Source organism: Nitrospira sp. (assembly GCA_037045225.1).
Lineage (GTDB): Bacteria > Nitrospirota > Nitrospiria > Nitrospirales > Nitrospiraceae > Nitrospira_A.
In genome coordinates, this window is sequence record JBAOHZ010000009.1 from 129,115 (window position 1) to 152,051 (window position 22,937).

The 22,937-nt window shown below is 59.2% G+C and carries 18 protein-coding genes; 8 read left to right on the forward strand and 10 right to left on the reverse strand.

Annotated features, from left to right (window positions below; genetic code table 11):
- Nucleotides 1-25: 25 nt before the first annotated feature.
- Together V9G17_01735 and V9G17_01740 are read left to right on the forward strand one after the other, a co-directional pair.
- Entirely contained in the window at nucleotides 26-670 is a 645-nt protein-coding gene (locus tag V9G17_01735; protein ID MEI2751296.1) for a TrkA C-terminal domain-containing protein, read from the forward strand.
- A gap of 90 nt (nucleotides 671-760) precedes the next feature.
- The gene (locus V9G17_01740) at nucleotides 761-2,161 is read left to right on the forward strand and encodes a Do family serine endopeptidase (GenBank protein MEI2751297.1); all 1,401 of its coding nucleotides are present in this window, start codon (nucleotides 761-763) and stop codon (nucleotides 2,159-2,161) included.
- A gap of 43 nt (nucleotides 2,162-2,204) precedes the next feature.
- Here the strand turns inward: V9G17_01740 and fusA are convergent, their stop codons facing one another.
- Nucleotides 2,205-4,310, reverse strand: coding sequence for an elongation factor G (gene fusA / locus V9G17_01745; protein MEI2751298.1), 2,106 nt, complete (start codon nucleotides 4,308-4,310; stop codon nucleotides 2,205-2,207).
- Between the two features lie 133 nt (nucleotides 4,311-4,443).
- Nucleotides 4,444-5,160: a DNA repair protein RadC gene (gene radC, locus V9G17_01750; GenBank protein MEI2751299.1), complete on the reverse strand. Its 717-nt coding sequence runs from the start codon at nucleotides 5,158-5,160 to the stop codon at nucleotides 4,444-4,446.
- 669 nt (nucleotides 5,161-5,829) lie between these two features.
- Between radC and rsmD the strand changes: the two genes are divergently transcribed.
- The 3 genes from rsmD to V9G17_01765 are packed head-to-tail and all read left to right on the forward strand — an operon-like array spanning nucleotide 5,830 to nucleotide 8,077.
- Nucleotides 5,830-6,402, forward strand: coding sequence for a 16S rRNA (guanine(966)-N(2))-methyltransferase RsmD (gene rsmD / locus V9G17_01755; GenBank protein MEI2751300.1), 573 nt, complete (start codon nucleotides 5,830-5,832; stop codon nucleotides 6,400-6,402).
- Nucleotides 6,399-6,887: a pantetheine-phosphate adenylyltransferase gene (coaD, locus tag V9G17_01760; protein MEI2751301.1), complete on the forward strand. Its 489-nt coding sequence runs from the start codon at nucleotides 6,399-6,401 to the stop codon at nucleotides 6,885-6,887. Before rsmD ends, coaD begins: the two co-directional genes overlap by 4 nt.
- Nucleotides 6,884-8,077: a pyridoxal phosphate-dependent aminotransferase gene (locus V9G17_01765; GenBank protein ID MEI2751302.1), complete on the forward strand. Its 1,194-nt coding sequence runs from the start codon at nucleotides 6,884-6,886 to the stop codon at nucleotides 8,075-8,077. The genes coaD and V9G17_01765 overlap by 4 nt, the downstream gene beginning before the upstream one ends.
- A gap of 301 nt (nucleotides 8,078-8,378) precedes the next feature.
- Here V9G17_01765 and V9G17_01770 read toward each other — a convergent pair whose 3' ends face one another.
- The 5 genes from V9G17_01770 to purH all read right to left on the reverse strand — a co-directional run bounded on the left by V9G17_01770 (nucleotide 8,379) and on the right by purH (nucleotide 13,083).
- Entirely contained in the window at nucleotides 8,379-8,612 is a 234-nt protein-coding gene (locus tag V9G17_01770) for a hypothetical protein (GenBank protein MEI2751303.1), read from the reverse strand.
- A 311-nt stretch (nucleotides 8,613-8,923) separates the two neighbouring features.
- Nucleotides 8,924-9,352 (reverse strand): hypothetical protein, encoded by a 429-nt coding sequence (locus V9G17_01775; GenBank protein ID MEI2751304.1) that lies wholly within the window; start codon nucleotides 9,350-9,352, stop codon nucleotides 8,924-8,926.
- A gap of 54 nt (nucleotides 9,353-9,406) precedes the next feature.
- Nucleotides 9,407-10,054 carry an L-threonylcarbamoyladenylate synthase gene (locus V9G17_01780; protein MEI2751305.1) on the reverse strand — a complete coding sequence of 216 codons (648 nt, stop codon included), beginning with the start codon at nucleotides 10,052-10,054 and terminating at the stop codon, nucleotides 9,407-9,409.
- 26 nt (nucleotides 10,055-10,080) lie between these two features.
- Nucleotides 10,081-11,358 (reverse strand): phosphoribosylamine--glycine ligase, encoded by a 1,278-nt coding sequence (purD, locus tag V9G17_01785; GenBank protein MEI2751306.1) that lies wholly within the window; start codon nucleotides 11,356-11,358, stop codon nucleotides 10,081-10,083.
- Nucleotides 11,359-11,529: 171 nt separating this feature from the next.
- Nucleotides 11,530-13,083: a bifunctional phosphoribosylaminoimidazolecarboxamide formyltransferase/IMP cyclohydrolase gene (gene purH, locus V9G17_01790; GenBank protein MEI2751307.1), complete on the reverse strand. Its 1,554-nt coding sequence runs from the start codon at nucleotides 13,081-13,083 to the stop codon at nucleotides 11,530-11,532.
- A 355-nt stretch (nucleotides 13,084-13,438) separates the two neighbouring features.
- Here purH and V9G17_01795 point away from each other — a divergent pair, with 355 nt between their 5' ends.
- Both V9G17_01795 and V9G17_01800 read left to right on the forward strand, forming a co-directional pair.
- Nucleotides 13,439-14,344 (forward strand): OmpA family protein, encoded by a 906-nt coding sequence (locus V9G17_01795; protein MEI2751308.1) that lies wholly within the window; start codon nucleotides 13,439-13,441, stop codon nucleotides 14,342-14,344.
- A 4-nt stretch (nucleotides 14,345-14,348) separates the two neighbouring features.
- The gene (locus V9G17_01800) at nucleotides 14,349-15,599 is read left to right on the forward strand and encodes a hypothetical protein (GenBank protein ID MEI2751309.1); all 1,251 of its coding nucleotides are present in this window, start codon (nucleotides 14,349-14,351) and stop codon (nucleotides 15,597-15,599) included.
- Between the two features lie 100 nt (nucleotides 15,600-15,699).
- Here the strand turns inward: V9G17_01800 and V9G17_01805 are convergent, their stop codons facing one another.
- The 3 genes from V9G17_01805 to V9G17_01815 all read right to left on the reverse strand — a co-directional run bounded on the left by V9G17_01805 (nucleotide 15,700) and on the right by V9G17_01815 (nucleotide 19,222).
- Entirely contained in the window at nucleotides 15,700-16,932 is a 1,233-nt protein-coding gene (locus tag V9G17_01805) for an NnrS family protein (GenBank protein MEI2751310.1), read from the reverse strand.
- A 74-nt stretch (nucleotides 16,933-17,006) separates the two neighbouring features.
- Nucleotides 17,007-17,999: a hypothetical protein gene (locus V9G17_01810; GenBank protein ID MEI2751311.1), complete on the reverse strand. Its 993-nt coding sequence runs from the start codon at nucleotides 17,997-17,999 to the stop codon at nucleotides 17,007-17,009.
- 281 nt (nucleotides 18,000-18,280) lie between these two features.
- Nucleotides 18,281-19,222: a hypothetical protein gene (locus tag V9G17_01815; GenBank protein ID MEI2751312.1), complete on the reverse strand. Its 942-nt coding sequence runs from the start codon at nucleotides 19,220-19,222 to the stop codon at nucleotides 18,281-18,283.
- 234 nt (nucleotides 19,223-19,456) lie between these two features.
- Here V9G17_01815 and V9G17_01820 point away from each other — a divergent pair, with 234 nt between their 5' ends.
- Nucleotides 19,457-22,909 (forward strand): DNA polymerase III subunit alpha, encoded by a 3,453-nt coding sequence (locus tag V9G17_01820; protein MEI2751313.1) that lies wholly within the window; start codon nucleotides 19,457-19,459, stop codon nucleotides 22,907-22,909.
- The last annotated feature ends 28 nt before the right edge of the window (nucleotides 22,910-22,937 follow it).

The window sequence follows — 22,937 nt, forward strand, 5'->3', positions numbered from 1 at the left end:
ATATATCTTATCAGACATTTATCCGATGTTATCTTTTGAGCTGTTGGCTCGCATCCGCAAAGAACTCTCCCTCACCGGCAGCGCGCTTTACGAAACGATTGTCGCCATCGCAGAACGCGTCAACCGCAAGGTCCATGTCCTGCGCCTCCATGGTCAAGCGACGACGATTCTGAACCAGATCCACGCCATCCATCGGCAGATCGGACGCCGCATCGCAGGTCTCGGCGTCACGCCGACCGGAGCCAGCCTTTCACCCTCGGTATCTTCCCCCACGCTTCCTCCGCTGGAAGATGCCATCCGCATAGCCTCCGACCGCATCAAGGAGCAACAAGCGGCCTTGCAACAGATCGAGCGGCACATTCGCGACCTCAAGGTCGAACTGGCTCACGAGGACTTGCTCACCATGCAGCGAGAACTGGGTTTGCGTGACGCCTCGATCGAGCGCGTGGTCGTCGCTCGCGGCGCACCGGTCATCGGCCATCCGATCGGTGAGTTCGACCTGCCGACGACGACCCGCATCGTGGCCGTATTTCGCGGCCCCTTTCTCCTTCCGCTGTCCGATTCCATGACGCTCCGGCCCGACGACATCGTGATTCTTGTCGGCCTTCGCCATGACCTGGCCCACTGGCTGCCCCATTTCCAGCAACCGGCTGCATCCAAGTCAGCCTAAGCTTCCTCACTTCCGTTGCCGCTCAAGAATCTGTTATTCTGACGTCGAGCCTGGTTCGTGAGTGAGATTCGCCCTCGGAGCGTGCCCAGCATGAAGACACAGACGTCTTTCGCGACAGCACTCGTGCTCAGTCTCTCTGGCTGGCTGGCAGGCACCCCAGAGATCACCCTGGCCGCTGCTGACATCGCGCCACCCCCTCGAAAAATATCCCCCGCGTTACGCATGCTGGAGGAACTCCAAACCGTCATCACCGATTTAGCCGAGGAGGCCAAACCCTCGGTCGTCAGCATCTTCCCCATTCAAAACGCAAGCAAGTTACGCGACGGATCAGGAGAACGGGTCCCGAACTCGACAGGGTCCGGCTCCGGGGTCATCGTCGATCCTCAGGGGCACATCATTACGAACAACCATGTCGTTGGCGAGGCCACGGAAGTTGAGGTTCGCCTCTCCGATCAAACCAAACTTTTTGCACAAGTCATCGGCAAAGATCCGGATACCGATCTGGCGGTGCTGAAAGTCACCACCGACCACCCCCTCCCCGCGGCCCGATTCGGCGACTCCACCGGAGTGAAGGTCGGACAATGGGTGCTGGCCGTCGGCAATCCCTTCGGTTTGGATCGCACGGTCACCCTCGGAGTGGTCAGCGGCATCGGACGGGAAAACATCAATCTCTCACGGTACGAAAACTTCATCCAGACCGACGCCTCCATCAATCCTGGGAACTCCGGCGGACCGCTTTTTAATTTACGGGGGGATGTCATCGGCATCAATACGGCCATCATCAATTTTGCCCAGGGGATCGGATTTGCGATTCCTTCCAACATGGCCAAACAGGTCATGAACCAGCTCATTTCGAAGGGAAAGGTCGTACGGGCCTGGCTGGGCGTCGGCCTGCAACCGCTGACACCTGACCTGGCCAACAAATTCGGCGTGGATGAAAACGAAGGTGTCCTGGTGAACGAAGTGTTCGAACGGGACCCGGCAGCCTTAGCCGGTATCAAGCCCGGCGACGTCATTACCAAAGTCGATGGCGCCCTCGTCGACACCCCGAACAAACTCTCACGCCTGGTCGCCGCGTTAGACCCTGGATCCACCGCGCGTGTCGAAGTCGTGCGGGACAGCAAACGCCTGACTCTGAACGTGGCCTTGAGTGAACGCCGGGATACGGTGGTCACTGCCTCGCTTCCTCAGAGCAAAACCGACCTGAAGCTGGGTATCGATGTGCAGGACCTGACCGCGGGCCTGGCCGAAAAATTCCGCCTGAATGAAAGTCGAGGCGTGTTGATCTCGAAGGTCGAGGCGAGCAGTCTGGCCCAAGCCGAAGGACTACGGGAAGGCGATTTGATCAAGGAAGTGAACCGCGTCGACACGGGTACCGTCGGAGAATTCACGGTGGCCGTCTCCAAGGTCAAACGTGGCGACACGATTCTCCTGCGCGTCCTGCGCGAAGGGCGGGCGTTCTACGTCGTACTGAAGCCAGCCGATCGGTAAGCGGGACCGCCTGCAAATCATTCCTTCCGGCAGATCCCGCCGCTCAATGCGCCACGGCCCCGTGGCGCTCCATCTTGTGTTCCTCAACGATGCGGCCGGCCAACTCGCGCGGCACCTCTTCGTATTGAGCATACTCCATCGCGTAACTCCCCTGTCCTCCCGTCAACGAATTTAACGACGCGGCATAGTTGAGCATCTCGGCCTGGGGCACCAGAGCCTTAACGATTTCGATGTGGCCGTTCGCCTCGACCAGGACAATCCGGCCTCGCCTCGCATTCAAATCGCCAAGGACCGCCCCCACACATTCGGCCGGCACTTCGACTTCAACCGTCATCAACGGCTCCAGCAGGATCGGATGGGCCGATTCCAACGCTTTTTTCACTCCCATCGACCCGGCAATTTTGAAGGCCAATTCGGACGAATCCACCACATGGTAGGAGCCATCGTAGACGGTCACTCGCACATCGACGGCAGGATATCCGGCGAGCGGCCCTTCGTGCAGCGCCTCTACCACACCCTTTTCGACCGCTGGTACGAAGTTGCGCGGAATGGCGCCGCCGACGATCTTGTTCTCGAACTCAAACCCCTGGCCACGCGGCAACGGACCGACTTCCAACCAGCAATCACCATATTGGCCATGGCCGCCGGTCTGTTTCTTATATTTCCCCTGTGCCTGGGCCACGCTGCGAATCGTTTCGCGGTAGGGAATCTTCGGCGCGTGCACGATCACTTCCGCGCCGTACTTGCGATGCAGCTTTTCCAACGCGACATCGATGTGCAACTGTCCCATGCCGCTCAAGACCATCTCCTTCGTCTCCAGATGACGAACGAACTCCAGGCTCGGATCTTCTTCGATCAACTTATGCAGCCCCAAGCTCACTTTCTCGATATCCGTCTTCGATTTCGGGTCGATCGCAAAGGACACCACCGGCCTGGGACATGGTATGCCGGGATATCGGACCGGCGCATGTTCATCACACAGCGTATCCCCCGTCAGACTATCCTTCAGCTTGCCGATCGCAACGATCTCGCCGGCCACCGCACGCGTGATCGGCGTATATTTTTTGCCGAAAATTGAGAACAGATGCCCGCCCCGCTCCCTGACCTGCCGCGTGGAGTTATACACGGCGGTATCCGACTCCAGGGTTCCTGAGTAAACCCGCACATAAGAAAGACGGCCGACGAATGGATCAATAAGGGTCTTGAAGACGACGGCGGAAAATGGATCAGACGGCCGCGGCTGCCTATTGACTGGCTCCCCGCCTTCCATCAACGCCTCACCCTGCAGCGGTGCGACTCGGGCCCGATCAGTTGGTGAGGGCAATAGATCGACGAGAGTCTGCAGGAGCGAGTGCACCCCGATCTGTCGCAAAGCCGATCCTCCGACGATGGGCACCAGCAACCCGCGTTGGACTCCGGCCCGCAGTCCTTCCAGTAACGCCTCCTCCGTCAATGCGCCGTCGGTTAAATACCGTTCGAGCAGGGCCTCGTCTCCCTCTGCCACGAGCTCCGTCACGCGACGCCTGGCTTGATCAACTCGGTCTCGCCACTCAGGCGGCACCGGCTCTTGCTGTGATTGCGAGTGGTCCGGCCGGGATGTCACCACACGATTCTGCAACAGATCCACGGTGTCGCCCAGTTGCGCACCGTTACCCATCGGCAGGATCAGCGGAACAGCCGTCATTTCCAATTCCTTGGTCAGGGCTTCCACCGTGTTGTCGAATACGGTGTCGTCCTTGTCCAAGTCATTGACGAACACGACACAGGGTAACCCGGCCTCACGGATCATCGACCAGAGCCGCTGGAGAGCACTACGCACGCCCGTGACCGCACTCACGACCAGCACCACGCCGTCGGCCACACGCAACGCCGATCGCGTCTCGCCGATAAAGCTGGGCGACCCCGGGGTATCGAGAAGCTGGAGGAGGTGATCGTGATAGGAGCAACGAAGGACGGCCGTGTTGACTGAGGTACGATGATGGATTTCCTCCGGTTCGAAATCCGACACGGTGGTTCCAGTAAAGATAGATCCGGGAGCGGAGAGACTGCCCGCGCAGTACGCCAGTGCTTCAACTAACGAGGTTTTGCCCGATCCCGCATGCGATACCACAGCCACATTCCTGATGGATTCGGTGAGGGGAACGTTCATGATGACCTCCTCCGGTGAGCCCGCGGCCGCTAGGGGCCTGGTTAGAAAGATACGTGCAGGTGATGCCATCCTTTCTCAAAAAACTCGATTGAATTCTGCCGGGAAGGGCGCCGGCGCAGCCTGTTGTCGGGGTTCATGCCGTGACGCCTTCCCCATTCAACCACCCCTGGTCGGCAAAACTGACATAGCGCCCGTCCCCCACGATGAGGTGGTCCAGGACCTGAATGCCCAGGAGCACGCCGGCAGACACCAACCTGGCCGTCAACACCCGATCCTCCTGGCTTGGCGTGGGATCCCCGCTGGGATGATTGTGGAGAAAAATGACTCCGGCGGCAGACGCACGCATGGCGGGAATAAAGACTTCCCTCGGATGCACGATGCTCAACGTCAGGCTGCCTTCAGAAATCGTCACGTCGCGGATGACCTGGTTCTTGGCGTCCAGCAACACCACAGCGAAAATTTCGTGCCGTAGATCCCGCAACCGGGCGTGGTAATGCTTAAACAAATCGGCGCTGGAGCTGATACGTGTTCCGGTCGTCAACGGCGCGGACACCGCGCGTTTCCCGACTTCTATCGCCGACTTCAACTGCGCAGCCTTGGCAGGACCCACTCCGGGAATGGCGCACAGCTCCTCGGCGCTGCAATGCAGGAGGCCGACAATGCCTCCGACACGATCCAGCACCTCCATGCCGACTTTTACAGCAGAGGCGTCCTGCCGCCCTACGCGCAAGAGAATGGCCAATAACTGCGCGTCAGAGAGGCTTTCCGCACCCTCACGGAGCAAACGTTCGCGCGGGCGTTCAGTTTCGGGCCATTTTCCGATCCCTCGCCCTGCTTTTTTGGGTGTCATGGCCTACTTCCTACGACAAAAAAATGTCAGCTTGCACCTTTTTGTGCTGGAGACTTGACGCCTGGGGTATCTCGTGTATGGTGGTATCCATGCGCAAGTGATTGAAAAACATAGACTTGACATTCTGGTTCGGCTCTTGCTTGAGAGGTGACACAGCTGTAAACGTCACCACCCAGGAGGAGCAAATGGAATGTCCGAAGTGCAAAGGCATGATGATGTTGGAACGGTTCTCAGACTTCTTCCTCATATTCTACGCATGGAAGTGCATTAACTGCGGAGCCATCATCGATCGAACGATTTCGGCAAATCGGAGGAAGAGCCTCGCCGCCCGCGAAGCTCAACCGGTCGCGACCCGCTAGTCCGGCAAACGCTCGCTCTGTTCTCTGTGATGATGTGGTGGTGTGACGACCTTGGAATTTCGGCCACCTCCTCAGCCCGCGTGAACCGAGTCTTGGTGTCGCCCGATTATAGCGAGCCTCTTCCCACGCGTCAAAGCGCGCCCCCTCCTCTTCGACGTCTGCAGCGCTCCCCGCCCCGCGGCGGGGAGAAGACTCTTTCGGCACCCCATCGCCCCCCTTCACCACTCATCACCTTGACCCCTTCAAAAACGCTGTGTTAGAGTTTCCTACTTCTTAGCCAGAGACGAGTGGTTCTCACCCGAATACGATCATGCGCGTCATCGCAGGGCTTCATCGGGGCCGACGGTTGTATGGTCCCAGAGGACAGGCGATTCGACCGACGTCCGACCGAGTGAAAGAGGCCCTCTTTTCGATCCTTGGCGAACGGACCACGGGAGCTCGTGTGCTCGACCTCTATGCCGGTACCGGCTCGATCGGAATTGAAGCGCTGAGCCGTGGAGCGGCACATGTGACTTTTGTGGAAACTGATCGTCAGGCCCTGCGCCTGGTCAACTCGAATCTTGAGCAGTGCGGTCTCCAACAATCCGCCCAAGTCTGCGCCTGCCAGGTCAGCCAGTTTTTCAGGCGGGCAACCCAGTGTTCAGGCCCTTACGATATTGTGTTTTGCGATCCGCCCTATCAATTGACCCCGGAAGTCATCGCCATGGCGCAGAAATGGGACGCCGGATGGCTGGCCGACGACGCCGTGTTGATCCTTGAGCACGGAAAGAATGCGGAGATTCCCCAAACCCTGGGGCCGCTCTCTCAGGTCAAACGGTACGACTACGGTGATACCGCGCTCACACGATTCCACGTCACACCGAAAGCATCCCAATCCCAATGAAGATCGCCGTCTATCCCGGTACATTCGACCCGATCACGCATGGACACAGCGACATCATCCGACGCGGGTTTCGGATGTTCGAAAAGGTGATTGTGGCGATCGCGCCCAACCCTGGCAAACACCCGTTCTTCACGGTGAAGGAACGCCTGGAGATGGTGGGACTGGTGACCAAAGATCTGCCGAACCTCGAAGTCACGACCTTCGAAGGGCTGCTGGTAGACTTTGTGCGAGAATGCGGTGCCCATGCTATTCTGCGCGGCCTACGGGCAATTTCTGATTTCGAACATGAGTTTCAGATGGCGCTCATCAATCGCAAACTGGCGGAAACCGTCGAAACGGTCTTCCTGATGCCCAGTGAGGAATATTCCTATTTGTCTTCCACCATCATTAAGGATGTCGCCAGCCATGGCGGGTCGCTCCAGGACTTTGTGCACCCCGAAGTGGCTCGGAGGCTCCAAGAACGAATTCGGAGTTTCAAAGGATGAAACTTGCAGCCCGTGTCGGACGAATTGTCCCCTCCCCAACCCTCAGCATTACCGCCACCGCCAAATCGATGGCGGCACAAGGGATCGATGTCATCGATTTCGCATCCGGAGAACCGGACTTCGATACGCCCGAACCGGTGAAGGCAGCGGCAGAAGCTGCCATTCGCGCCGGCTTCACGAAATATACACCCTCATCGGGCATCGACGAATTGCGCGGAGCAATTGCGGATAAGTTAAAGGAAGAACAAGGACTCCATTACGAGAAGTCCCAGATCCTCGTGTCCTGCGGCGCCAAACATTCGCTGTACAATGTCGCGGAGGCGCTGCTTGAAGCAGGGGATGAACTGATTATCCCCGTCCCCTTCTGGGTCTCCTATCAGGACCAGACCCTGCTCAACGACGCCACACCCGTCCTCCTCCAGACGCGCGAAGAAGACGGATATACGATCAACCAAGATGCCCTGGAAGCGGTCATCACCCCACGGACCAAAGCCATCATCGTCAACAGTCCCTGCAACCCGACCGGTGCCACCTACGACCGGAACACCCTCGAGGGGATTGCGGCTGTCGCCATGCGCCACGACCTGGTCATCATCTCGGACGAGATCTACGAGAAAGTGCTGTACGATGGCACCCAGCACATCAGCATTGCGACCTTGAGTCCGGAAGTGGCAGCACGAACTGTGGTCATCAACGGAGTTTCGAAAGCCTACGCCATGACCGGCTGGCGTATCGGGTACGCCGCGGGACCAAAGCCCCTCCTGACGGCCATGGCCAATATTCAAAGCCAGAGCACCTCGAACCCCTGTTCGATTTCGCAAAAGGCCGCGGTAGCGGCGCTGCGCCTTGGCAATCCCTTCACCAAAACCATGGTGGCAGAGTTTGACCGTCGCCGCCGCGTCATGGTCGAGCGTCTCAATACCATGCCCGGCGTGACCTGTCGTATGCCCACGGGGGCGTTTTATGCGTTCCCGAATGTGAGCGGCCTGCTGGGCAAGCGCTGGAAGGATCAACCCATCGGCTCCGCAGCGAATCTGGCAACCTATTTACTGAGCGAGGCCCAAGTCGCGGTGGTGCCCGGTGAACCGTTCGGAAGCAACATCCATATTCGACTGTCCTATGCGACCGCCATGGAGGCGATTGAGCGAGGACTGACCCGGATCGATGCGGCGCTCCGTCGTTTATCCTGACAAGCTGAGCCTCACGGATATCGCCCCACTTGATTGTGCGTAATTCGATGCTACTAGAAGATGATACAGCGACGCCGAGAGACCCGCGCATGAGCATACCGCGCGACGCTGGATAAGCAGAGGAGGAAACACCCGTGCCAATCTATGAATATCAATGTACCAGTTGTGCCCACCGCTTCGAGGTGAAGCAAGGCATCAAGGACGACCCCATCAAGGAATGTGTGCGTTGTGGGAAAGAAGTGACGAAGCTGATCTCATCCCCTGCCATTATGTTCAAAGGCAGCGGATGGTACATCACGGACTACTCGGACAAGATGAAGCCCGGTTCTGGAAGCGATACCTCCGAGAAACCAGCAGCCGCCAGCACCGATAAGACAAAAACACCGGCCTCTTCTGAAAGCGGCAGTACGAGTTCCACGACCACCCCGGCCCCGGCCGCTGCGGCAGCTCCAAGCTCCGCGACGCCCTCGAGTACAAGCTCAAGCTCGTCCGGCACGAGCACCTCGGGCTCAACCTCCTCATCGTCCTCAAGCACCTAACACGTTCTTGACAGACGGCTGCCCCCACGCGCTGTTGCATCGGCTGCGATCACGCATCCCCTCCACAGCGGACACAGGTCGCTGAACGTGGTCACACCGTAAGACCGCCGCACCATTCGAGGCGCACCCGGACTGTGGCTTCGACGAGGGAGTCAGCCGCCATGCCGTGTCGGCCTGAAACGGACCTGTGCGGTGCGTTGAAGCCCGGGACGATGCAGGACTCTGCCGTTGACAGACTGTTTCTCTGGCGTATCGGTCTATCGTGCAACGAGGACGAACACGACCGGCAGCGGGAGTGACGGGCTGGTTACCTCACGGGGGCGGGTTTTGGTTTCTTAATACTGAGCGACGACTTCGTGGCGGGCTTCTGCGTCGGCTTCACGGACTTCTTGCCCGCCGGTTTTGCTGCCGACTTGATGACACTGCTCTTCGTCGTTTTCACGGCGCGCTCTCGAGCGGCGGCGATCGTGCGCTCCAGGTTCGCGATCATCACGGATTTTTCCTTATTCACCCGCGTCAAATCTTCCACCCGAATCTGCAGTTCCTCTTTCGCCTTGTTCGCAGCGTTCAGCTGATTCTGAAGCAGCGCCTTGTCTGCTGCCGCCTGTTGGGCTTCCGAGTGCAACTGCTCGATCTGCGCCTGGAGAGCCGGCGGCCAGAAATCACATCCTGACAGCAGAAGCATCGCACCGACCCCGAATAGAGACAGTCCCATCACCGCGCGACGTGAATGCATGAGCATAAGTGGTCCTCCCATGAGGGTGAATTATACCGACTACCGAGCCTCAAATCATGATGAAAGTTCGTAACCTTGGCGCGCAAGGGCCGTACGGATCACGTCCGTCGCCAGCACCCCGGCTCGAATCAGCTGCGGGCGGTCGCACGCATCGACCATGGTAGAGGGGAGACCTCCCGGCGTAGGCCCTCCATCCAAAATGAGCTCCAGGCCCTCCCCCAACGCGCCCTGCACCGCCGCTGCGTGGTCGAGCGGGGGTTCTGAAGCACGATTGGCGCTGGTTCCGGTCAGGGGGCCAGTGTGCTGCAGCAAATGCCGGAGCTGAGGCAAGGGAACATACCGCACTCCGATCGTTCCCGTTCCCCCCGTCAACAGCGCCGACAGATCGGGCGCCGCAGGAAACACGATGGTAAGCGGGCCGGGCCAGAACAGATCCATAAGAAAGGCGGCGGCGGGTGGAATCGACTGCACCAACTGAGGCAATTGGTCTCGACTGCCGATGAGCACCAGAATCGGCTTATCGGAGGGCCGCCCCTTCAACTCAATCAGGTGGCGGAGCGCCGCATCATCCGTCGGACGGACTGCCAGGCCGTAGTAGGTCTCGGTAGGCAGCGCGACCACGCCATGCGCATCTAACACCCGCCTGACATCAGGTAGAACGCGGTCGCAGGTTGCATCTGTAAAGGGAAGGACCAGAGCCATGGAATAATGGCCGAGGACTACTCGGATCAGCTGTTGTGAGGCAAGGCGCGATGCGCGATATCGGTTCGATAATGGCATCCTTCAAACAGAATCGACGGCACGGCTTGATAAACCTGCGCCCGCGCATCGAGCAAGGACGGCCCCCAGGCGGTGATCGCTAGAACTCGTCCCCCCGCAGTCACCACACGATTCGAATCCCGCTTCGTGCCGGCGTGAAACACCGCGACACGTGACTCGCCGGATAAAACAGGCAGCCCCTGAATGGGGATGCCGGTCAGATAGAAACCGGGATAACCCGGCGACGTCATCACCACGCAGACGGCCGTATCCGGATGCCACTCCACGGTCAGTCCATCCAGACGGTGCTCGACCACCGCCTCCATCACCTCGACCAGATCGGTTTTCAAGAGCGGCAGCACGACTTCAGTTTCAGGATCTCCCATACGCGCATTGAACTCCAGTACATAGGGGATACCCTTGACGACCATGAGTCCCGCGTAGAGCACACCTTGAAAGGGGCAACCCAGGCGAGCGAGCGCATCCACAGTTGGTTGCAGCACCTGACGCATGACCTGTTCACGAAGCGCGGCCGTGGCAATCGGCGCCGGGGCGTAGGCACCCATCCCGCCGGTATTCGGACCGGTGTCGCCGTCTCCCACACGCTTATGGTCCTGAGCCGGCACCATGGGCACCACAGTCTTCCCATCGGTGAACGCCATGAGCGTTACCTCTTCGCCGTCCAGGAATTCTTCGATCAACACACGATGTCCGGCTTGACCGAACACGGAGTTCTCCATCGCATCGCGGACCGCCTGCTTGGCCTCCTCGCGCGTCGTAGCCACCACCACGCCTTTGCCCTGTGCGAGCCCGTCCGCCTTGACGACAATCGGAACCGGCTGCTCGTCCAGATAGGCCAGCGCCTCATCCATCCGCTCGAAACTGCGCGCGGCTGCGGTTGGGATCCGATTGGCGGCCATGATGTCTTTGGAAAAACTCTTGCTGGATTCCAATCGAGCGGCGGCTTTGGTCGGACCGAATATCTTCAGTCGCGCCTTGCGAAATTCATCCGCAATACCCAAGGCCAGCGGCGCCTCAGGGCCCACCACGGTGAGATCGATCTGCTCTTTGAGGGCAAACGCCTTGAGGCCCTCAAGATCATCGGCCTTGATCGGCACGCAGGTGGCAAGACCTTCGATGCCCGCATTCCCCGGTGCGCAAAATATCTGCGGCTTCCTCGGACTTTGGGCGATCTTCCACACCATGGCATGTTCGCGCCCACCACCACCGACAACAAGAATCTTCACAGCTCAACCTTTACTTTATGAGAAGTGAACACGATGCTCGTCCCTGAGGCTTCTCAAAATGGTCGTCCAGCAAGGCCGCAGGGAAACCAGAGGCTGAGGCGTACCATGGTTGGTACGTTGAAGCCTCGGGCTGACCGAGAACGCAGCTGGCGGCCATTTTCAGAAGCCGATTTAGTGGCGGAAGTGGCGCATGCCCGTGAGTATCATCGCCATCCCATGTTCATCCACGGCCTTCGTCACCTCGGGGTCGCGGATCGAACCACCAGGCTGAATCACACAGGTAATGCCGGCTTCCGCAGCCGCATCGATGCCGTCACGGAACGGGAAAAATGCATCGGATGCCATCACGCAGCCCTTCACTGGCGACTGAGCTTTCATGACGGCCAGCTTCACCGAGTCCACCCGACTCATTTGTCCGGCTCCGATGCCCACGATTTCGCCCGGCCGCCCATAAATGATGGCATTGGACTTCACATGTTTGCAGACCACCCAGGCAAACGCGCAGGCGGCATATTCCTGTTCGGTCGGCTTGCGCGAGGTCGGAACCGCCAACGCCTTAATGTCCTTGATCACGCCCAAGTCGCGATCCTGCACGATCAACCCGCCGACCAGCTTCTTGAGATCGTACCCTTCCGCAGTCGCCTTGCTCAGCGGTCCCACATCCAGAAGACGGATGTCCTTCTTGCGCTTGAGTTCAGCCAAGGCATCCTCGGCGAAGCCCGGGGCGATGACGACCTCGACGAAGGTCGAGGTGATTTCCTTTGCCGCGGCCAGATCCACCGGCCGGTTGAACGCAATCACGCCACCGAATGCCGACACGGGGTCAGTCGCGCGCGCCTTCACATACGCTTCCACCGGCGTCGCGCCGAGTGCGCAACCGCAGGGGTTATTGTGCTTGATGATCGCCACAGCGGTCTGATCGAACTCTTTCACCAGCTCCAGCGCTGAATTGGAGTCGAGGAAGTTATTATAGGACATGGCCTTGCCGTGCAGAATTTTCCCGCGCGACACGGCCGGCTCCTTGGCGTTCATTTCACGATAGAACGCCCCCTGCTGATGCGGGTTTTCTCCGTACCGCAAGGTCTCCACACGCTCAAACTGCAGCGAGAGAATGGCGGGAAATTTCACCTCGCTCCCCTGCACCTGCTTTTCAAGATATCCGGCGATCAAACTGTCGTACCGAGCCGTATGCTGAAACACCTTCATCGCCAATTCCCGTCGCAACGCGGGCGTGACGGAACCGGCTTTCAGCGCTTCCACCACACGGCCGTAATCAGCGGGATCAACCAAGACCAGCACGTCTTCATGGTTCTTCGCGGCGGATCGCAACATCGACGGACCGCCGATGTCGATATTTTCAATGGCCTCCTCGAACGGACAATTGGGCTTTGCAATCGTCGATTCAAAGGGGTAGAGATTGACCACCACGACATCGATGTTACCGATGCCATGTTGTTGCATCTGCGCCACATGATCGGGAACCCGACGGCGGCCGAGCAGTCCGCCATGAATTTTCGGATGCAACGTTTTCACGCGCCCGTCCAGAATCTCCGGGGACCCCGTATAGGCGGCCACGTCGGTGACCGCTACACCCGCCTCGCGTAACGCCTTCGCAGTTCCACCGGTAGACAACACTTCGGCCCCCAGGGCCGCCAGTCCCTTGGCCATCTCAACGACTCCGGTCTTATCAGAAACACTGATCAGTGCCCGCGCAATGCTGGCCATGATGAACTCCTTCAACTATTGATATCGTGTGGGTGGGAAACCATCAGCTAGACGAAAAGCGCCGTGACAATACCAGATGGCTCACGGCCACTGCAAGCCGACGACACCTGATTAGGAGGCCGAACAGGGCTGCCGTGCAAGACGACTTCAGACGGCAACAGCCGCCCCCTCTTACGCAGAATCCAGGCTAGCATGAGTTTAGGCGATGTGATACCCTTCCGCAGATAACGATACGTCAACGTGAGGTGACGCATCACGGCAATCAAGTAACACTCGAAGTCTTGAAACGACACCAGCCCACCGGCGACTCGATGCCGCAGCGGGGCCTCGTGCCTGAGACGATAAGGGCTTGCGCATGTCGCGCGGAATTATTTTCAGCGTAGGACTCTTCGCCCTCACATTACTGGCGTTCCTCTGTATCCCTCGACACCTGCCGGTGACGTCGTCGGCCACCGGTCACCCTGCGTTCAGTGCCCACATTGAAAACGGCCAGCTGACCCTCTCCGGCGCGGTCGCCAGCGAGGACGCCAAAGCCGCCGTCATCGCGCGCGCACAGGATCTCTCAAAGAATCTCAGGCTCCGTGTCACCGACAACCTCGAGATCATCGAACACGGCGAGGCCGCCGGATGGGAAGCCACCCTCCCCGCACTCCTCACCCAGATGGTTACCCTCCAGCACCATCAAGCTACCATCTCACTCTCAGGTCAGACAGCCACGGTGAAAGGCGCGGCCGCAAGCACCGACGCGAAGACCAAACTGCTCCATGATATGGCTTCATTACTGGGAACCTCCGTACACGTGCAGGATCAGTTGACCGTGGCCTCGGCCGGTTCCGTGAGTCAGGCCAACCTTGGTTCCGCCGGCCAGCCGTCCGCCACGCCGCATGCCTCCCGTGCGCAAGTGCAAGCCGGACTGGATGAGGTCCTGCGGGGCGAACATATCGCCTTCGAAAGTAATAGCGCGGTCCTCACCCACAAAGGGCGCGCCGTGATCGACAAGCTCGTGCCGGCGCTCAAACGGGCGCCCGACGCGGTCATCGAAATCGGCGGGCACACCGACTCGTATGGCGATCCCGACTACAACTTGCAACTGAGTCGCACCCGAGCGGAATCCGTCCGGCAATACCTGGTCGAACATCAGGTGTCGAATCGGTTGACCGCCGTTGGGTATGGATCAACACGCCCCCTGAGCCAGGACCGGACGCGCGCCGCATCCAAGAAAAACCGGCGCATCGAATTTCGCGTGAAAGAGGAACGGTGAACCTATGGGAGCCATGATTCTACAAATGATCGGGTGCTTACTGGTGGCGGCGACCATCGGGGTGATGATGGGGTGGCTGCTCCGCAGCTTTGCCACCTCTGAAAAACGGCAGCAACTGTCTGAAATCGCCACCCGGCTCCGCGGGCGAGAACACGAACTAGACACTCTCAATCATGAGTTGAAGGTGCGCACGTCTGCCGTCCAGATGCTGGAAGGCAAGATGATGACCTCGGAAGCGGCGCTCAAGGACCTGACCGCCGATCTCGCCACAAAAGTTGAACAGCTCACCACGCTGCAGACCGAGGTCCGCGAAAAGGGAGTGCGTCTGCATGCCGCCGAACGTGAACGGGACACTCTGCGACGCGAAGTCGAAGCAGCCGAGGCGAAGATCAAGGCACAATCGACGGGATTTGCCGAGATGCAGGCACAGATGGAGAATGCCGAAGATGTGTTGATTGCTCGCGATCAGGAGATTGCGACCTTGAAGACCTGGGTCGAGCAACTGGCTCCGAAAGATGCCGAGATCGCCAGACTGCGCGCGCACACCCAAGAGCTGGAACCGTTCCTGGAAAAAAGCCGCCGCCTGGAACGCGAACAGGAACAGGACCGCACCCGCGCTGCAGCCGCACTACAGGCCACAGAGCAGGAACTCACACAGACCCGGGCACGCCTCCAGGCAATCGAACTGGATCTCGCCAACCTGCGAACACAGAGCCAGGAAGATCTCACGCGGTTCGAGAACACCCTGCAGGAACGGGAGGCGGAGATTCAGAAACTGCGGGCGACGGTCGATGAATTGGACCTGCTCCGCAGCGAGGTGGAGAAAAAAGATATTGCGCTCCGCGAGGCCGAAGAGCGTCGCGTAATGGATGTGAGCGAGCGGGAGGAAGAAATCGGCGCACTCCGCAAGCGACTCGTCGAGTATCGCGTGGCTCAGCGGTTCAGCGCGCAAGCGAAGTCGGCCGGAGGCACAGAGTCGAGATCACCCAATACACCTGCACCCACGGGCATCGCGGGTAAAAGCCATCCTTCCCAGAAGGACGACCTCAAACAGATTCGCGGAATCGGCCCGGTGATGGAGCGCGTCCTCAACCGGATGGGCATGTTCACCTTCCGGCAAATCGCCGAGTGGAAAGAACACGACCTCGAACATATGGCGTCGGAGCTCAACACTTTCCCCGATCGGATTCGCCACGACAACTGGATCGACGGCGCCAAGGAGCAGCATTTCCTGAAGTACGGGGAAGAACTGTAACCAGCGGTCCATCCGATCTCCCGATATCCTCCTCCGATTCGCGCACCTCGATACTTCACCTCTTACCAAGCCCTCGCCACTCCTCCCGTTGTGCCTGCCTTCACTCGTCGAGGCTTGGACGAAGCAGGAACGGTCCATAGACCAGGGCAAACAGCAGATAGGCGCCGCTCCACGCAGCCCCGGCGGAGCCGAACATCAGATTCGTCGGAAGACCGGTACCGGGCCCAAAGACCCGGAGCATCGCGCCGAGTATCACCAGGAGATAGATGCACATCGTCGCAGGACCGGCATGCCGAGGTCGCCCAGTATGGCCGAGGCTGGCGCGAGTCATCACCGCCAGGGTCATCACACCGACCGCACCGGTAGTCAGCGCGTGTACGGCATCTTCCTTGACAAGCCCAGTGCCCAATAGCGCACCACCGAGCACCAGCATGGACAAGACGAGCCAGCCATAGCCCACATGCAGGCTCAGCACGAGCGGTTCACGCCAGGTGAGCCAACCATACCAGCGCATGAGGCGAACAAAATTCACGGCCCCGGCAACGAGGAAGATCCAGCCTGTTGTCACCGCCTGCGGCTGCACCGTCCAGGCCAGCGCCGCCGCAAGCACGAGCGCGATCGAGAGCCCGTCAAAACGTGAAAAGGGGGCCGGGCGTTCTCGATTCCCCTGCCCCACCAGAAACTCACGCGTGAAGTTTGGGATAAGTCGTCCACCGATGAAGGTCAACAGGAACAGGTCGAGCGCGAGGGCCAGGCGTAGCGCAAGGTCGGTCTCCGCGCCAGTGAATGCAAGGCCGTGAAAGGTGATATTCGCCGCGGCATACAGACTGATGGCCACTCCTACCGGGGCATGGCCCCAACTGTGTCCCGCCGCAAGTTCCCGCCACAGCAGACCCGCAAGCGCGACGAGAAAGGCCCCATCCACAACGGCAGACACCAGTGGCGTCCCGAGAGGAATCGCCATGGCCACACGTCCCGCCAGCCAGAGGATGAAGAGCCCCATCAGCTCACGGCCCTGAATGGCCGGGCGATCCGTCCAATTAGGCACCGCCGTGAGCAGGAAGCCGGCAATCACGGCAGGGAGAAACCCGAAGAGCATCTCGTGCACATGCCAGTCGCGAGCGGAGGCGAGGAGGACCGGGTTCCCGGCCCCGGTCAGGATCAGAATCCAAACAGGAACAGCCACACCGGCAAACAGCGCAGCTCCCAGAAAAAACGGACGAAATCCGTACGAAAAGAACGCCGTCATCGGCGCGGCTGCGCTCCGTTCCATTCCATCGCCCATCGCCTTCACTCCCTCTCTCTCACGCTGCTGCGCAAGCACAACCGCCATAGTACTACGACTGCGCCGGCCAGTTCACGGTAGAGCCTACCGATACGATCAAACAGGCGGGACCGGGCGACGAGCTACTCAATCTCGTACCCGCGAACCGGCAGGTACGGACCAGGCGCGTGCAGCAATTGAAACGCTTCGCGTGCATCACCCCGTACCGTTTCCGTGGAATGTGCGGCAATTGGAGCCGTCCCGATCTCAACCGGCTCCCGACGGATCTCCTGACCGGTCCGGCTACGATACACCAGCTCGTCGGTATCCAGATCGTATTCAGGCAACTCGGGGCTCTCCCAACGCTGCATGAAGTAGTGCGCGTAGAACGTATACAGACCGTGCTCCTTACGGTTCCGTTGGAGGACATACTCGGGCATGTTCTGACTATCCAGATCGGCATGGTAATGCTGCAACCAGAGGTAGTCACCGAGAATGACCAGTTTGACCAGTGGAGCATCGGCATAGAGCTTCAGCTTCACGACCTTGCCGATCGCCTTCAGACGCTTGAGCAACGCGATGCTCTGTCGGACCTCCTCACGAAAGGTCGGATACGTGCAAGCCGGATGAGCCAAGGCCTGCATCCGCGCCCGCGCCTCCTGGTTGAACGGATTCACCAGGAGGATCTTCGCCTCCAGACACTTATCCAGCACCGACGACAGATCGCCGACCTGGTCCACCAGGGTGCCGGCGCCACTGGATCCAATGACCATAACCGAACGTCCGGAGCCCTGCTCATCTTTCAAGGCTTGAATACGCTGACGCGCCTCCGGACCGCGCCGAGGGAAAAAGGAGACCAGGCCGGCGCCGAGTGCCACTTCGGCGAGCGCCCGATCCCGCAGACTACGATGGATATAGTTGAAGCCACCCATCAACAGCACAGCGGCGATCATCTCGACGGCGATGAGTGAAAATTTGTCATGTTCGACATGCGACCAAAACGACAGGAACTGGCCGGCGCCCATCGGTAGGAGGAGCGCAATGCCTGCGCTCATGGCGACGATGACGATGTGAGACAGGCTGCCTGCCGCATGGCGGAGGAATGCCCGGGAAATGGAACAGAATTCGTGAAACAACGAGACACCTCTAGAACAGGTAAAGAAAGATTCCCACGGCGGTGACGAGCTGGCGGTGCGAACGACGGAGGAACAACCTTCGGCGGTAGGCTCAGCGGAAACGACACATCTGCGGGCACAAACAACAATCGCGTAAGACTTTTGAGATTCGAGGGCGGCTGCCCCCGGCTACAGAAGGTCTTACGCGAACACCTGCACTGTACCAGGTCCGTTCACGTGAAGCAAGGACGGCGTGCAGAGAGCGGGGTATCCGAGTGCTGGCTCGGCAACAGTTGCTTGATTCAGTTCGTGACTTGCCCCATCAGCCAATCCATCGCGTCCGATGACGCCAGCCACGCTTCGGCAAAACTCGCAATATATAGGACCGCCTCGTTTCGGTCTCCCGGAGAATAACTTTCCGGCAACGTAGCCGGCGGTTTCCGCTTGCCGGCAAAGAAGCCTGCTACATGCGGATTGCAATCCATGGCCTCCAATAAGGCCGCCTTGGCCGCGACCTCATCACCCCGACGAAGATCCAGCAGGACGCGGCTCCAGAGGAACGCGGCCGACGAATCATCCGCATATCGGCGAAAAAGACGCTCTGCTCCAGCATCGTCCCCTTGCACAAGATAACGGCTCAACAGCCCATGACGAATGCCCTGGTTATCATCGGGGTTCAGTTCCAATAACGCTTCGCAATGCGCGATGGAATCCCGATTCCGACCTAGAGCCCATAAACAATCGGCCAAGCCTTGGCACGCGCGCATGTACGGTCTGGTTTCGATCATGCCCCAAAAGTGGCCGGTGTGTTCGCGAAAAAAGGCCTCTCCAAGACTACGCCGCCCGGCATCAACTCCCTGCTGATAGAAGGTACGGGCGTCCTCTGCTGACCGAGCCTCTGTTTCCGCCAACACATTGTAGGCATCTGCACAGTCGGGGAAAATCTCCAGCGCCTGGCGGGCAAGCGCGGCAGCTTGCCGATCGGTCTTCGCTTCCCATGCCTGGTAGATTAACTCCTGCGCCTGTTCAGCTGCTCCCTGCGTCCGAGAGCGTGGAATCTTCCCACCCTCCTTCTCCATCAGACGCTGCATGAACTGCGTGGCATCGTCCAAACTCTCAAACGTCTGCTCCCGCATGATTCGACTGAGATCAGCCATGACCCCTTCCGCGCCGAAGCGGTCCGTTTGCGGCGTTGCCGGAGTCTTTTTCGATGCGGCCCGTTTACCTGTGCGCTTCTGAGTCATACTCATACCCTCCGACGAACCATGTTGCCATTGCCTTTCTGAGAACACAATACTGGGGTAGCCTTCAATTGCGCGCAGCCTTCTTACCCACCCAACCCTCCGGCGCGCCGCGACGCGCCGTTTACCCAGGCGAGGGCCTTCTGAGGCCGCGCGTTGCGTGAACAAAGGAGACTGTTAGGCCGCCTTCGCCCCTCTCCGTTTGACTTCAACTTTGCCTCTCACTACAATTCGCTCGTGGCATCACAATTCGTTCATCTGCATCTCCATACTCAATACAGCCTCCTCGACGGCGCCAACCAGATCGACCCCCTGATGCAACAGGTGAAGTCGTTCGGGCAACCCGCCGTCGCCATGACCGATCACGGCAACATGTTCGGCGCGGTGGAGTTTTACCGGAAGGCCAAGGAAGCGGGGGTCAAACCCATCATCGGGTGCGAAGCCTACATGGCGCCAGGCAGTCGCCTGGAAAAGAACTCTCACCTCGCGCACAACGACTACTACCATCTGATCCTGCTCGCGACAAACCTCAAGGGATACCAGAACTTAATCAAGTTGGTGAGCAAAGCATATCTTGAAGGATTTTATTATAAGCCGCGGATGGATAAGGAAATTCTTCAGCAACACCACGAAGGATTGATCGGCCTCTCAGGCTGTCTCAGCGGCGAGGTCGCCTACCTCATCGGACAGAAGGATCTGGAAGGTGCCACCAAGGCAGCCGGCGAGTATCGAGAGATTTTCGGCAAGGACAATTATTACCTCGAACTCCAGGCCAACGGATTAGAGCACCAGCGCATCGCCAACGACGGCCTGCTGGAGATCCATAAGAAGCTCGGCATCCCGCTCGCCGGCACCAACGACTGCCACTACCTTAAGAAGGAAGATTCCCGCCCGCACGACCTCATGCTGTGCTTGCAGACGGGGAAGACGATCAATGATCCCAACCGCATGAAGTTCGATACGGACCAACTTTATGTGAAGTCCACCGCGCAGGCACTGACTGAATTCAAAGAAATGCCGACGGCCGTGTCGAACACCGTCAAGATCGCCGAGGCCTGCACCCTCGACCTGGCGTTTAATAAGACCTACCTGCCCCAGTTCAAAGTGCCGGAAGGCTACACCCGCGAATCCTACGTGGAGCAACTGGCCATGGAAGGGCTCACGGCACGCCTCAAGGAACGGCCGAGCTCCATTCCCGAGATCGCCTATCAAGTCCGACTGAAAGAAGAAGTCGCGGTGATCTGCTCGATGGGATTCGCCGGGTACTTCCTCATTGTCTGGGACATTATCAAGTTCGCACGCTCACGCGGAATTCCGGTGGGACCGGGACGCGGCTCCGCCGCCGGCAGCCTCGTCGCCTACGCCTTGCGCATTACCGATCTCGATCCGCTCGTCTATTCCTTGCTCTTCGAGCGGTTCCTGAATCCTGAACGTGTGTCCCTCCCCGACATCGACATGGACTTCTGCATGGATCGCCGCGATGAAGTCATCAACTACGTCATCCATAAATACGGCGAAGACCACGTCGCGCAGATCATCACATTCGGGACGATGAAGGCGAAGGCCGCCATTCGCGACGTGGGCCGCGTGCTCGAAATGCCCTATGCCGAGGTGGATCGAATCGCGAAGCTCGTCCCGGATGATCTGAAGATGACCCTCGACAAGGCGCTCGAACAGGAACCGCGCCTCAAGGAACTTGTCGACAAAGATGTGAAGGTGAAGGAACTCATGTCCGTGGCGCAGTCTCTCGAAGGCCTCGCCCGCCATGCCTCCACCCATGCGGCCGGTATCGTGATCTCCGACCAGCCGCTCACCGAACACGTCCCACTGTATAAAGGCCCCAAGGACGAAATCGTCACCCAATATTCAATGGGCGATGTCGAAAAAATCGGCCTGGTGAAATTCGACTTTCTCGGACTGAAAACGCTCACCATGATTCACCGCGCCGAGACGTTGGTGAACGAGGTGCGCCCGGATCAGCCGCCTCTGCGCGTCGAGCAATTGCCGTTCGACGATCCCGACACGTTCGCGCTGCTGTCGTCCGGAAAAACCACCGGCGTCTTCCAGCTGGAAAGTTCCGGCATGCGCGACCTCCTCATGGGTCTGAAGCCGGACCGGTTCGAAGACATCATCGCCATCATCGCGCTCTATCGCCCCGGCCCGATGGACCTCATTCCGGACTTCATCAAACGCAAACAGGGCAAGATCCCGATCGCCTATGAGATGCCCGAGCTCGAGCCGATCCTGAAGGACACGTACGGCGTGATCGTGTACCAGGAACAGGTCATGGCCATCGCCAACAAGGTGGCCGGCTTCTCCCTGGGACAAGCGGATATTCTCCGTCGAGCCATGGGCAAAAAGAAGCCGGAGGAGATGGAGAAGCTGCGCGTCCAATTTCTGGAAGGGGCGAAGCAGAAAAAAATCTCTGAGAAGAAGGCCGACAAACTGTATGAGTTGATCCAGAAATTCGCCGGCTACGGCTTCAACAAATCGCACGCCGCCGCTTATGCGGTGGTCTGTTATCAAACGGCGTACCTCAAGGCCCATTACCCGACCGAGTTCATGGCGGCGTTGATGACCACCGACATGGGCAACGCCGACAAGATCGTCGGCTACTTCACCGAATGTCGCGGGCTCGGCATTCCGGTGCTCCCGCCGGACGTGAACCAGAGCCAGAAGAATTTCGCCGTCGTCGAGACCAGCATCCGCTTCGGACTCGCGGCGATCAAAAATGTCGGCGAAGGCGCGGTTGAATCCATCATCGAGGTTCGTAACGAGACCGGACCGTTCCGCTCCTTTTTCGATCTCTTCCGCCGGGTCGACCTGCGCAAGTTGAACAAACGCATGATGGAAGGATTGATCAAGGCCGGGGCGTTCGATTCCATGGGCGGACGGCGCTCGCAATACCTGGCCGTGCTCGATCAAGCGATGGACGAAGGCATGAGCATCCAGAAGGAGCGCGCGCTCGGACAGACCAGCATCTTCGGCGACGAGACAGTCGGCCTGCCGCAAAATCTGGCAGACCCGGCCTTGCCCGATGTACCCGAGTGGAGCCAGGGTGAATTGTTGAAGTATGAGCGGGAATTGACCGGCTTCTACATCAGCGCCCATCCGCTGGCCCGGTATGAAGCGGCCATCCAACTCTTTGCCAACACTACGACCATGCAGATCCCCGATGTGCCGGACGGACGAGAGGTCAAACTCTGCGGCATCATTACGACCGTCAAATCCATGCTCACCAAAAAAGGCGACCGCATGGCCTACATCACACTCGAGGATTTACATGGGCTGGTAGAAGTGATAGCCTTCCCCGACCTGTATCGAGACCATGCCGAGATGATCGTGCCGGAACGGGTCGTGCGATTGACGGGCACCGTGGATCGCGGCGACAAAGGCACCAAGTTGCGTGGGACCAAAATCGAACCGCTGGCTGATTTGCAGAACACAGGGATCTCGCGGGTGATGATTCGCCTGCATGACGGCCCGACGGCCTCCACCCGATTGCCGATGCTCCGGCAGGTGTTCCAGAAATATCCCGGTGCGTCGAGCGTCTCCCTAGTCATGGCCCTCGGCGGCACGATGGAAGCGCGGACCTCTCCCCTCCCCAACGTCAAGATCACTCCTAGTGAGCATTTTGTCGCCGATATCGAGGAAGTGCTAGGCAAGGGCGCCATCACTTTGGTAACCTAGGCCAACCTAGGCAACACCCTTAAGGGGG